The organism is Burkholderia sp. JPY481 (assembly GCF_038900515.1).
GTDB classification, from domain to species: domain Bacteria; phylum Pseudomonadota; class Gammaproteobacteria; order Burkholderiales; family Burkholderiaceae; genus Paraburkholderia; species Paraburkholderia youngii.
The window spans coordinates 305,656-318,216 of record NZ_JAYMRT010000001.1; the positions used below are offsets into that span (position 1 = coordinate 305,656).

At 63.6% G+C, this 12,561-nt stretch carries 11 protein-coding genes; 4 read left to right on the forward strand and 7 right to left on the reverse strand.

Features of this window, described 5'->3' with window-relative positions; translation table 11 throughout:
- Positions 1 to 133 precede the first annotated feature (133 nt).
- Positions 134 to 478: a hypothetical protein gene (locus tag VSR82_RS01435; RefSeq protein ID WP_429459241.1), complete on the forward strand. Its 345-nt coding sequence runs from the start codon at positions 134 to 136 to the stop codon at positions 476 to 478.
- Positions 479 to 577: 99 nt separating this feature from the next.
- Here the strand turns inward: VSR82_RS01435 and fabV are convergent, their stop codons facing one another.
- On the reverse strand, positions 578 to 1,774 hold the full coding sequence (gene fabV, locus VSR82_RS01440) for an enoyl-ACP reductase FabV (RefSeq protein ID WP_429459239.1): 1,197 nt from the start codon (positions 1,772 to 1,774) through the stop codon (positions 578 to 580).
- 134 nt (positions 1,775 to 1,908) lie between these two features.
- Between fabV and VSR82_RS01445 the strand changes: the two genes are divergently transcribed.
- A complete protein-coding gene (locus VSR82_RS01445; RefSeq protein WP_498857452.1) occupies positions 1,909 to 4,440 on the forward strand; it encodes a penicillin-binding protein 1A in 2,532 nt (843 codons plus the stop codon).
- Positions 4,441 to 4,493: 53 nt separating this feature from the next.
- Here VSR82_RS01445 and VSR82_RS01450 read toward each other — a convergent pair whose 3' ends face one another.
- Entirely contained in the window at positions 4,494 to 5,846 is a 1,353-nt protein-coding gene (locus VSR82_RS01450) for an MFS transporter (RefSeq protein WP_429459235.1), read from the reverse strand.
- 297 nt (positions 5,847 to 6,143) lie between these two features.
- On the opposite strand from VSR82_RS01450, the gene VSR82_RS01455 reads away from it, so the two are divergent.
- The gene (locus VSR82_RS01455) at positions 6,144 to 6,551 is read left to right on the forward strand and encodes a hypothetical protein (protein ID WP_368586237.1); all 408 of its coding nucleotides are present in this window, start codon (positions 6,144 to 6,146) and stop codon (positions 6,549 to 6,551) included.
- Positions 6,552 to 6,623: 72 nt separating this feature from the next.
- Here the strand turns inward: VSR82_RS01455 and VSR82_RS01460 are convergent, their stop codons facing one another.
- The 5 genes from VSR82_RS01460 to VSR82_RS01480 all read right to left on the reverse strand — a co-directional run bounded on the left by VSR82_RS01460 (position 6,624) and on the right by VSR82_RS01480 (position 11,337).
- A complete protein-coding gene (locus VSR82_RS01460; protein ID WP_498857453.1) occupies positions 6,624 to 7,070 on the reverse strand; it encodes a cupin domain-containing protein in 447 nt (148 codons plus the stop codon).
- Between the two features lie 4 nt (positions 7,071 to 7,074).
- A complete protein-coding gene (locus tag VSR82_RS01465) occupies positions 7,075 to 7,758 on the reverse strand; it encodes an FMN-dependent NADH-azoreductase (protein WP_429459231.1) in 684 nt (227 codons plus the stop codon).
- 116 nt (positions 7,759 to 7,874) lie between these two features.
- A complete protein-coding gene (locus tag VSR82_RS01470) occupies positions 7,875 to 8,945 on the reverse strand; it encodes a DNA-binding protein (protein ID WP_429459229.1) in 1,071 nt (356 codons plus the stop codon).
- Between the two features lie 341 nt (positions 8,946 to 9,286).
- Positions 9,287 to 9,961: a response regulator gene (locus tag VSR82_RS01475; protein WP_368586955.1), complete on the reverse strand. Its 675-nt coding sequence runs from the start codon at positions 9,959 to 9,961 to the stop codon at positions 9,287 to 9,289.
- A 683-nt stretch (positions 9,962 to 10,644) separates the two neighbouring features.
- Entirely contained in the window at positions 10,645 to 11,337 is a 693-nt protein-coding gene (locus VSR82_RS01480) for a response regulator (RefSeq protein WP_429459225.1), read from the reverse strand.
- A 511-nt stretch (positions 11,338 to 11,848) separates the two neighbouring features.
- On the opposite strand from VSR82_RS01480, the gene VSR82_RS01485 reads away from it, so the two are divergent.
- Positions 11,849 to 12,535: an NnrU family protein gene (locus tag VSR82_RS01485; protein ID WP_429459223.1), complete on the forward strand. Its 687-nt coding sequence runs from the start codon at positions 11,849 to 11,851 to the stop codon at positions 12,533 to 12,535.
- Positions 12,536 to 12,561: the final 26 nt, after the last annotated feature.

Sequence of the window (12,561 nt, forward strand, 5' to 3'; positions counted from 1 at the left end):
GACCCGCGGATGCTGGCAGATCCCACCCTCAATGCTTACGCATCGCTTTCGAATTGAAGCACCTGACGGCTGCTGCGCGTGCAGCCCGCGTCGCCTACAATGGCGCCCATTTAGCGACATTGAAGGTCCAACGATGCGGGTAACAAAATTCGCGCTGGCTGTGCTGACGGCGTGCTTCACTCTGAACGCGAGCGCCGAAATGACCGCCGCCCAATACAGGAAATGGGCGCACGCCGACAACAACTCGATCTATGCGGCGTACATTACCGGCACGATCAACGCGTTCGGCTGGGCGAACGGCGATCTGGTCTCGCGCAAACAGCGGCAGCTGTTCTGTCCGCCAGAAACGCTCGCGATCGGCAACCAGACGGTTTATCCGCTGCTCGATGCGTTCTTCGCGAACCACCCGGGCATTTCCGACGATTTTCCGATCGGGCTCGCGATTCTGCGCTCATTGCAGGGCGCGTATCCGTGCTGACGTGTGTGCGGAAGGGGTGAGGGGAGGGAGTAAGGGGAGGCAGTCGAGCGGGGGCAACAGCAGGGGCGAACTCGCGATGCGGGCCCGCCCCTCGGGGAATCAAACCTGCACGAGATTCGGAATCTGCACGTCCGGATTGACGTCCGCCTCGTAGTCGACGCCCTTCATTTCAAAGCCGAACAGACGCAGGAAATCGGTCTTGTAGCCGGCGAAGTCAGTGAGTTCGTAGATGTTGTCGTTGGTCACCTGGTTCCAAAGCTCCTGCACGCGGCCTTGCACCTGCGGATCGAGTTCCTTGTAGTCGGCGCGCAGACGGCCCTCGTCGTCCAGATGCGGCTGGCTGCCATAGAGACTGTCCTTGTACAGGCCGTACACCTGTTCGATGCAGCCTTCGTGCGTGCCTTTTTCCTTCATCACCTTGAAGAGCAGCGACAGATACAGCGGCATCATCGGAATCGCCGAGCTTGCCTGCGTGACGACCGCCTTCAGCACCGCGACATGCGCATCGCCGCCTTTGGCCGCGAGCTTTGCGCGGATGCCGAGCACCTTCTGGTCGAGATCCTTCTTGGCCGCGCCGATCGAGCCGTTCCAGTAGATGTCGTGCGTGATCTTCTCGCCGAGGTAGGTGAATGCGGTGGTCTTCGCGCCGTCGGCGAGCACACCGGCTTCGCCCAGCGCGTCCATCCACATCTGCCAGTCCTCGCCGCCCATCACCGCGACCGTGTGCGCGATTTCTTCCGGCGTCGCCGGTTCGAGCACGGTTTCCCTGATCACTTCCTTGTCGGTATCGATGCCGCGCAGATTGACTGCCTTGCCGATCGGCTTTAGCACCGAGCTGAACACTTCGCCCGTTTTCGGGTGCTGGCGCTTCGGCGCCGCGAGGCTGTAGACGACCAGATCGACCTGGCCGAGATCGCGTTTGATCACTTCGATGGTGCGCGCCTTCACTTCGTCGGAGAACGCGTCGCCGTTGATGCTGGTCGCGTACAGGCCTTCGGCGGTGGCGAACTTCTCGAACGCCGCCGTGTTGTACCAGCCGGCCGTGCCCGCCTTGGTTTCGCTGCCCGCGCGCTCGAAGAACACGCCGAGGGTCGACGCGCCCGAGCCGAACGCGGCGCTGATGCGCGCGGCGAGGCCGTAGCCGGTCGACGCGCCGATCACGAGCACCTTCTTCGGGCCGTTGGCGATGGGGCCGCGTGCCTTCACATACTCGATCTGTTCCTTGACGTTGGCTTCGCAGCCGGTCGGATGGGTCGATACACAGATGAAGCCACGCACACGCGGTTTGATGATCATGAAGCACCTCTTGTCGGAATTGGCGACATTATAGTGGCCCCGCCGAGGCCGCACGCCATCCCGCGAAGGGAGCAAAAATCGGCGCACCCCCCACATCTTGGTACGATTGCGCCTTTCCCAGCCGACGACAGTACGTGAAGCGCCTCTTTTCCTCCTTTCTGGCGGCCCTCGACAAAGGGCTGACCCTCGCGAACCCGCTGTTCGCGAGGGCCGCGTGGCATCTGCGCCACCCGACCCGCCGCACGTTCGCATGGGGACTCGCCGCGCTGCCGGTGCTGTTCGTGCTGTACGTGCTGCTGCTGATTCCGTTCACGCCGAGCATCGGCGACATCCGCAAGGCGAAGATCGAGCAGCCCGCGCAGATCCTGTCGGCGGACGGCAAGCTGCTCGCCGAGTTCAAGCCGTCGAACCGCGAGTGGGTCAAGCTGAAGGACATCTCGCCGAACGTCGTCAACGCGCTGATCGCGACCGAGGATCACCGCTTCTATCAGCATTTCGGGCTCGACTGGCGGCGTACCGCTTCGGCCGCGCTGCACACGTTTTCCGGCGACCGCCAGGGCGGCTCTACGATCACGCAGCAGCTCGCGCGCAATCTGTATCCGGATGAAATCGGCCGCGCGCCGACGCTGACGCGCAAGCTGAAGGAAGCGATCACCGCGCTGAAGATCGAGGCGTTCTACACGAAGGACGAGATCCTCGAAACCTACCTGAACACGGTGCCGTTCCTGTACAACGCGTACGGCATCGAAATGGCCGCGCGTACCTATTTCGACAAGTCCGCGTCGGAGCTGAACGTGCTCGAAGCGGCGACGCTGACCGGCATGCTGAAGGGCAACGCGTACTACAACCCGGTGCTGAACCCCGAGCGCGCGTTGCAGCGGCGCAATACGGTGCTCGCGCAACTGGTCAAGTACGGCAAGCTGACGCCCGCGCAGTACGACGGGCTCGCCCGCAAGCCGCTGCGTCTGGACTTCGAGCGCCAGATCGAGCCACCCGGACCCGCGCCGCACTTCACGCAGCAGCTGCGCAAATGGCTGGTCGCGTGGGCCGATCGCAACGACTACAACATCTATTCCGATGGACTCGTCGTGCGCACGACGATCGACTCGCGCCTCCAGACGATGGCGACCCAGGCGGTCACGCTGCAGGGCAACCAGTTGCAGAACATCGCGAACTCGGCGTGGGGCACGCGCGCGGGCTGCTCGGCGGACAAGGACCTGCTGCGCACGTTCCTGCGCGAAACGCCCGACTTCCGCGCGGCCAAAGACACGGGCCTGTCCGACGACGACGCGCTCAAACAGCTGTTCGCCGATCGCAAGCTGGTGCAAAGCGTGTGCGACACGAAGACGCGCGTGCAGGCCGACTTCCTCGCGATGGACCCGCGTACCGGCGAGATCAAGGCGTGGGTCGGCAGCCGCGACTTTGGCGTCGATCCGTTCGATCACGTGCAGCAGGCGCGCCGTCAGCCGGGCTCGACGTTCAAGCCGTTCGTGTACGCGGCGGCCTTCGAGGCCGGCGCGAAGCCCGACGACAAACTGCCCGACAATCCGGTCCAGATCGAACTCGCCGGCGGCGAACTCTGGAAGCCGAACGACGAGGACGAGCCGAGCGGCCGCATGATCAGCCTGCGCGATGCGCTCGCGTATTCGCGCAACCGCATCACCGCACAGGTGATGGAGTCGGTCGGTCCGAACCGGGTCGCGAAGCTCGCGCGCGCGATGGGCGTGCGCGACAGCCAGCTCGACCCGGTGCCGTCGCTCGCGCTCGGCACGAGCCCGGTCACGCTGAAGGAAATGGTGTCGGCGTACGGCACGATCGCGAACCTCGGCAGCTACGTCGAGCCGCTGATGGTCACGCGCATCGAGGACCGCAACGGCAACCTGCTGGCCGAATTCAGCCCGGCCACACCGAAGCGCGAGTTGCCCGCCGACGCGGCGCGCACGCTCGTCGACGTGATGCGCGACGTGGTCAGCCGCGGCACCGGCGCGAGCATCCGCACGCGCTTTGGCGTGCGCGGCGACGTCGCGGGCAAGACCGGCACGACCCAGGGCAACGCGGATGGCTGGTTCATCCTGATGCAGCCGCAACTGGTAGCGGGGGCGTGGGTCGGCTTCAACGACAGCCGCGTGACGTTGCGCAGTGACTACTGGGGGCAGGGCGCGCATAGCGCGCTGCCGATCGTAGGCGATTTCTTCCAGCGCGCGCAGCGCTCGCGGCTCGTCGACAGCCACATGAAGTTCGATACCGCGCAGCAGCCCAGCTGGTTGGCCGAGCGCGCCGAACGCTTGCGCAACTGGATCGAGAACCTGTTCACGCGCACGCCGACGCAGCCGGACAAACCGGTCGTGGCGCGTGCTCCGGCGCGGCGTGCGCCGGTGGCGCCGGTGCAGCCGCCGGCGTCTGCCGTGGCCTCCCCGGCGGGGTCAGAGGCAGCGGGTGCGTCCGCGGTGCCGGGCGAAGTGCGCGAATTGCCGCCGTTGCTGCCGGCGCCTGGGTCGGGGCCGGAAGGGGCTCCCACGACGCCGCCCGGCAATACCGTCGACGGTGAAACCCGTGGCGGTGGTGCGGCCGCGCTCGCGCCGACCCCGACGCCAGACGACGTCGTGCCGCCCGATGCGGGCGCTCAGGGCGGCGCAGGGTCGAACAACGGCAGCGCGGTGAACTGAATCCGACCCGGGCGCGCTGCCCGGGTGCGTATCGAACTGGGTGAGGCAGAAGGCTAGGACCTCGCGACGCCCGTTTCACCCGACGGCCGCGCATGCGGATTCCCATGCACCGTCTCGAGCGACGTGTCGTGATGCAGCAGCAACACTGCCGCCATCCCGATCAGCCCCGCGCCCGAGAGGCATAGCAGCCCCGCGCCGAAGCCGCCGGTGCTGTCCTTGATCCAGCCCATCGCGAACGGGCCGAAAAAACCCGCCAGATTGCCGAGCGAATTGATCGCGGCGATGCCGCCCGCGGCCGCCGCGCCCGACAGGAACGCGGCCGGCAAGGTCCAGATCACCGGCAGGCAACCGAAGATGCCGAAGCCGGCAATCGATAGCGCAACCATCTTCAAGACCGGATTGTCGAGCCCGGCCGCGACCGCGATGCCGCCCGCCGCAATGAACAGCGCGATCGCGACGTGCCAGCGGCGCTCGAGGTGTCGATCCGAATGCCGCCCCCACACGATCATGCCGATCAGCCCGACGACGTACGGCAGCGACGTGACGAAACCCGTCTGCAGATTGGTCAGACCGAACGCCTTCACGATCTGCGGCAGGAAGAAGCTCAGGCCGTAGTTGGTCGCGTTCGCGCCGAAATAGATCAGCGCGATGGCGAGCACGCGCGGATTGATCAGCGCCTCCTTTACGCTGAAGTGGCGCACCGCCTCGCGATGCTCACGCTCCTGCTTCTGGCGCGCGATCAGCCATTCGCGCTCCTCGGTGCTAAGCCAGGTGGCATCGGCGGGCTTGTCCGTCAGATAGAGCAGCACCGCGACCGACAGCAATATCGCGGGCGCCGCCTCGATCAGATACAGCCACTGCCAGCCGCCGAGTCCACCGATGCCGTCGAGCGACAGCAGTGCGCCGGAGATCGGGCCGCCGATCACCGTCGACAGCGGAATCGCCGCCATGAAATAGCCGACCACGCGCCCGCGATACGCGGCCGGAAACCACAAGGTCAGCAGAAAAATGATGCCCGGGAAAAAACCGGCCTCGGCGATGCCGAGCAGGATGCGCAGGCCGTAAAACACGTGCGCGGGCGAGAGCCCGGTGAAGCGCGCGATGTCCGGGATGAAGGCCATCGCGCCCGCGAGGATGCCCCACGAGAACATGATCCGCGCGATCCAGCGGCGTGCGCCGAATCGTTCGAGCAGCAGGTTCGACGGCACTTCGAAAAAGAAGTACGCGAGAAAGAATACGCCCGCGCCGAAGCCGAACGCGCTCGCGGAAAGATCGAGCGCCTTGTTCATCTGCAACGCCGCGAAGCCGACGTTGACGCGATCCAGATAAGCGATGAAGTAGCAGAGCATCAGAAACGGGATGAGCCGCATCGTGACGCGATGAAGGGTACGTGCCTCGAGATCCATATGTGTCTCCTCCGGTTCGGCGACCGGTGTATGCCGCTATGTGGTGGGGGTCCGTCCGCGGTTCGATATGCCTGTCTGTCGAACAGGCATCGCTACAGACTAAACGCTCCAAAGGGATTCTGGAAGCTCTTTCGTGAACCACATGGTCCGCTCATTGCGGACTTCGTCGCGGCATCGTGCTCGTGACCATTGTTAAGAGCCGCGCAACAGTGTTTTCGGTTGTATCGGCTGATCTTGCGCGAACGATTCCGGATAATTACTGCCTGACTAATCAGTTAAAAATGCAGGTGATCCACGATGTCGAATCAGGGTTCGGACAGTCTTGCCGGAGCGTGCGCAACGGTGCGGGTATGCGAAGCCGAGTGCGCCGCGCGAGTTGCGAGCGCAGAAAGGAAGAGGGCGCCGCTGCTCACGCGTGTGAGCGCAGCGGTCGCAGTGGCGCTCGCGTGCGCGAGTCTCGTCGGCTGCGCGTCCAGCACGGATGTGGTCGCGAGCGGCAAGCCCGGCAGCTATACGGTCGCCGCTAGCGCGACCGGCGGGCGCATGGCCTGGGCGCGCGCGCACGAACTCGCGATGAACGAGGCGCGCGACTACTGCGATCGTCGCGGCATGCAAAGCAGTGTGAACAGGGAGACGGTCAGCGGCGTCAGCGCGATGACCGAGCACGCGTCGTCGGTCAGCTTCGAGTGTCATCCGCGCTTCTGATGCTGCGTTGCGCGCGCATCGTTGCACCTGCATCGATGCGCGCGGGCGGCGAGGGCCACCGCACGATGACGATTACTTTTTATCGAACGTCACCAGGTGTTGGTCGTTCGTATCCGCGACGAAAATCGCGAGCAGTTTTGCCGGCTCGGTCGTGCTCGCGTTCTCGCTGACCATGTGATGCGCGCCGGGCTTCTCGGTCCACGATTCGCCCGCATGGTAGACGCGCTCCCCGCCGCTATCGACGCGGCTGCGGATCGCGCCCGACAGCACATAGCCCACCACGAACGCCTGGCCATGCCGATGCGGCGCCGACTTGCCGCCCGGCGCATAGTCGACGACGAGCGCGGTCATCGTCTTGCCCGGCACGTTCGCGATCGGGACGGCGAAGGCGGGGGCGATGGTTTCGTGAGGGGCTGCGCTCGCCCCGGCGGTGTCGGCGGCATAGGCGGACTGCCATGCGCCCGTGATCGCGGCGCCGGCCAGCAGCGCCGACGCGAATAGAGTGCGGATCGTGTTCATAGCTTCACTCCACGTCGGCCTGGCACAACGCCTCGGCTTGCTGGTTTGCCACCCGTTCGCCTTGCGCCCACTGCGCCGCAACCGCGGCCAATTCTCCACGCGCACGTTCGAGCGCCACGGCCCGCGCCTCGGGATTGGCGAACTGCAGCGGCTGCGCATCGACGAAAGTCGGCGCGGCGACGCCAAGAAAACCGAATGCCGCCTTCAGCGCCGGCGTCAGCGCATCCATCGATTCATACGGCGAGCCCGCGCGCAGATCCGCGCCGCGGCTCGTGATGAACAATGCCTTGTGCCGGCCGAGCTGCCCGACGATGCGGCCGTCTTCCGCGTGCAGGTAGGTCACGCCGGTCCGCGTGACGCTGTCGATGAACGCCTTGAACGCCGAGGGCATCGACCAGTTGTACATCGGCATGGCGAACACCAGCGCGTCGGCGGCGAGCAGGCGTGCGCACAGCGCATCCGATGACGCCAGCGTCGCTTTCATCGCCGCCGTGCGCTCTTGCGCGGCGGTGTAGGTGGCGATCGCGAACGCTTCGGAGACGTGCGGTGGTGTGTCGACTGTCACGTCCAGATAGTCGACGTCGAACTTGACGCGCTCTTCGCGCAGACGCTCGAGAAAATAGCGGGCGAGCGCGCGGGAATTGGATCGCTCGCGCTTCGCGCTGGCGTCGACGTGCAAGATTTTCATGAGGGCCGTCCTCGCGGTGGGTTTAACGTGAGCTCAGGTTAAACGGTCGACTGGCTTGGTGGAATAACCGGTTTTGTCGAATTCAAGGTAGCCACCTGTGCCGCTTTTGCGCGTTGTTACGACTCGTGTGATTTAGCGCTGGCCGAGCGTTTGACGAACGGTCCGCCCGAGAAACCCGCCACTGCGCGGCCTTGCGCGGGCGATTTTTCGCGGGCGCGGCGGGCAGGGCGCGCGGACGTTTTTTCTGTTCGCGCCGTCTCGATCTGCCGCGACAGCGTGTCGATGCGCTGGCGCAACAGGTCGGCCGCAGCCACGCGTTCGGCCAGCAACGCGTCCTTTTCCGCAAGCTGCCCGCGGGTCTCCGCGTGCCGCGCAACCGAGGCAGCCAGTTCCGCCTTCGATGCGGCCAACTCGTCCCGCAGCGCGTCGCGCTCGGTTCGCGATTCGGCTTCGAGCGTCGCCGCCCGTTCGTGACTCGCCTGAAGCTCCTTGCGCAGACGTTGCGCCGCGGCACGTTCTCCTTCGATTTCGAGTAATGCGCGCTTTTCCGCCGCGGCGAGCCGCTGCTCGTTCTGCTCGTGCGAGCGGCGCAGCTTCGCGAGCTCGTCGGCGAAATCGCGGCGGGCATCGGCGAGCGCGGCGGCGCCTGCCGCGATTTCTTCCTTCGATGCCGTCAGTTGCGACGTCAGCATGTCGTTGGCCGTCTGCAGTTCGACGATGCGCGCCTCGAGGCCGGCTAGGCGCGCGCGCAGGGTCGCGGCGTCGTTGGCCGACTGCTCGGCCCGGTCGACGGCTTCCTGACGCTGCCTGTCCCGTTGGTCGGCCTGTTCTTGCGCCGCGGCGATCTGGGCGTCGGCGTCCTGCCTGAACACGTCCAGCGCGGCGTTCGCGGCGTCGCTGGACAGACGCCACATCTGCGCCGCGAAGTCGCCGGCTGCCGCTGCGACTTCGGGCGGCAAATCGGGACGGCCGACGTCGACACGCGTTTTGTCACGCACGTCGGTCCAGAAATCGCGCAACGCTTTGGCCGGCGCGCTCATGCTGCCTTTGCGGACTAATTGATACAGGCGATTGGCGGTCGGCGTTTCGCCGTAGCGGAAAAACAGCAGCGCGCAGACCTCACGATAAAGCGTCTGCGTGTCGGACGCGTTTTGACGGACGACTTCGATGTCGGCTTCGAGGGTCATGGTGGAAGCGGCCAAGAAATGTTGATGCGTTGATAATACAACGTAAAATGCATGGAATGCTACATAGACGCATCCTACACACGACATTAGTACTATAATGTCGTGTGTAGAATCTGCCGCCCGGGACACCGCAGCGCTGAGGTTCACAACGCCACTTCACCGGCCCGCGACTTGGAAAGTCCTGTGGGCTGAAGACTTGGTGTCAATGTGTAGTGGCCGCGCGCGCCCGAAACGGCAGCGGTCGCGCAGTCCAACGTCGGGAGCGTCGCCAGGGAAGCCGGCACGCGCGGCACGCTCACGCTGATTCCTGCCTAAGCCAAAAACTTACGCGTCGGTTCGTGTTACGAATTGCCGGGCTCCGCGGACGGCACCAATCCGCTTTCCATTCCGTAACGCACCAGGTCCGCGTCTCGCTCGATACTCAGTTTGAGCATTGCCGAGCTTTTTTGCGTACTGATCGTTTTTTTACTGCGACGCAATAGCTCGCCAATTTCCGTAACAGTCATCCCGGAAACAAACAGGCGTACGACCTCCAGTTCACATCGCGTCAATGGGGATCCCGCCGTGTTGCCGCGCCCACCCGGTTTGATCGTGTCCGAGATGGCCGCCATGCGCGGCGACAGATAGCGGCCATTCGCGTAGGCGGCATGTACCGCGATCGTCAGGTTACTGATCGGATCAGCCTTGCTGAAAATACAGCAGTGGCCTCCCTGCATCAGCAGGCGCACAACCGCCGGATTTTCCATCATGCTCAGCACAACCACCCGCACGCTCGGAGAGTGCTGGCGAATGGCAGCGAAAAGCGCCAGTCCGTCGCCATACCGTCCACCGGGCATCACGTAGTCCGAGACGACCACGTCGCAAGGCGAGTTGGTCAGCGCGGCCATCAGTTCGGTCGAATTTATCGCCGTGCCAACCACCGAGATCGTGCTGCTTCTTTCGAGTTCGTATCGCACGCCTTCGAGAATCACTGGATGATCGTCTGCGAGTATTACGCGAATCCTTGATGTGGTCATAATCGACTTCCGTCGCAATGTAATTAGAGGCGTTGGAGGCGCCATAAAACGTGAAGGGATCAAAAAAACAGGTTTCGAGAAGCGCGACGGGCATAAAGGTAAAACGTGAGCCCAATCACCCTGTGTTGCTCCGGCATCGACCTTGCTGCTCTCGCTAGCGCCAGCGACCAGGTCTGAACACCACTGAGCCGCGAAGCACCGAGTCATCGGTCGCACGCAGGTGACGCCGGCCGCGTCGACTACCCTGCCCGGTTCGCTCAGCCATCTGAGCGATGGTTTCCTGCCATCAGCTTCTCTGCGGTACTGCCTTATGACAAATGGCATCAATGAGCACGTATGCAAAACGCGGCCGATCGCAGCGCACATCAAGCCGTGGCGGAATTTCCACGTCGCACTTCTCGTGTCGTGTCCTATTGACAATGAACGGGCTAGACTTTATCCACGCCGCATCGGATCAGTAATAGGCTCAGTCTTATAAATGAGCAATTTCAGAAAATAGGACGGGCGTACGTTCGCGGTCTTGAACAGTCTGCGTGCGGGCGACCGTGTTCCGCCGCAGTGACGGCGACTCAATCCAGATGTTTCGTGGTTGAAGCGGGGCGACGGAATCCAGATCCGCAAGAATGCAAGCATTCCGTAAGAGCTTTACATTGTTATTTGCAAGGCTGAATCGCTCCCTGCATTTATTCTGTGGAGGAAGAACTGTCAGACGTCTTCTGCGACGAGGTCACCAGCCCATTTTCCATCGCATACCGAAACAGATCGACTTCTCGTTCAATGCCGAGTTTTTCCATCGCCTTCGATTTCTGCGTGCTGATGGTTTTCTTGCTGCGACTCAATTTCTCGGCAATCTCGTTCACAGTCAGCCCGGATGCAAAAAGACGCACAACTTCGGATTCGCGCTGGCTCAGCACGTCCGATGAGCCCCTGCCCCGACGGTTCCAGTCGATCGACTGGACGATCTGATTGATCGTTGGCGAATAGTATTTGCCGCCGCTATGGACGGCATGAACGGCGGGGATAAGGTGGGCGCCAGCATCGGATTTGCTGACGATGCACGTTACGCCTTGCGTAACGAGCGCACGTATCACCGCCGGGTTGTCCAGCATGGTCAGAACGACGATCTTGATCTCGGGATAGCGACGTCTGATCAGAGAGAACAGCGCGATTCCATCACCGTATTCGCCCGCAGGCATCGCGTAATCGGATACGAGAACGTCGCATTGTGTGCTCGTGAGAAGCGCGATCAGCTCAGTCGAATTCCTCGCTGTACCTACGAGCTGGATTGTCTTCACCTCTGCAAACTCATGCGAGATACCGCTGAGCATGACGGGGTGGTCATCGGCAAGGATGACCCGAATTGCGAACGCATCCATATTGTCAATATCGTCGAGATAGGACCTTTGTATGATAGCCAGCGGCGGGACGTTTGCTCTGCGGGTTTACCTTCACGTTTTGCGATCCCTGGCTTCTTTTAAGCCAAACACCGTCGCAGATCGCCGCAGAGCAGGAAGCTTCGCATTGCAAGGTCGCACGACACGCGATAAAACAGATCGGCGCCCGGGCGGCGACACTCTGCCCGGCCATGTCACACAGCGCTTCGCGGCGCCTCAACCAGCGACCTGCCGCAGCGGCCAGGCAGCGCTTGCTGAATGAACTCCCCCTTGCAAAGTTGGCTTCGGCGATCGTTCGATCACCTACTCTCTTTAACTAACGAGGGGCAGTTCTCGTCCCGTCGACGGGCCGTGTGAAGGCTTGTAACCCTAGCCGGATGCCCGCGCGCGGCAATCGAACTCGCGAAACGCTCGCCGCGCTCATTGCGGCACACGAAGTAGTATTCTCCAGTGCACACGTTCCACCGATCATCTGACTCGAGGAGCCGGGCCCATGGAAAGCACACTCGTCGTGGCGGCATTCGCTTTTGTCGGTAGCCACTTTCTCCTGTCCCATCCGCTGCGGGCCGCTATGGTCCGGGCAATCGGCGAACGGGCCGCCATGGGCGTCTATTCGCTGATCGCGATACTGACGTTCGGCTGGATGGTCATGGCTTACGACCGGACGCCCGTCTCCGAGCCGCTCTGGCCGGCAGGCAACGTGCTGTGGGCGGTTGTGACCGTGGTCATGCTGATCGCATCGATCCTTCTGATGGGCTCGCTGATCCGCAACCCGGCGTTGCCCACCGCGGGCCGCCCCGCTGCTCTTCCCGACGCGGCGCACGGCGTGTACGCGGTGACACGTCACCCGATGATGTGGTCGTTCGCGCTGTGGGGGCTGTGCCATATCGCCGTGTTGCCGGTCACCCGAAACATCGTGCTTGCCGGGGCGATCATCATCCTCGCGCTGGTCGGCGCCGCATTACAGGACCGCAAGAAGCGGCGTCTGCAACCCGATCTGTGGCCCGCATGGGAGTCGCAGACGAGCTATCTGCCGTTCGCGGCGATCGCCGCCGGACGCGCGCGGCTGGGCGGCTTCGGCATGCACGCGCTGGTTGGCGGCGTGGTTTTCTGGCTCGTGGCGACATGGGCGCATATCCCGCTCTCCGGTTGGCCCGCGGGGATCTGGCGCTGGCTCTAGCCGGCCGATTCCACGAGATTTGTTCT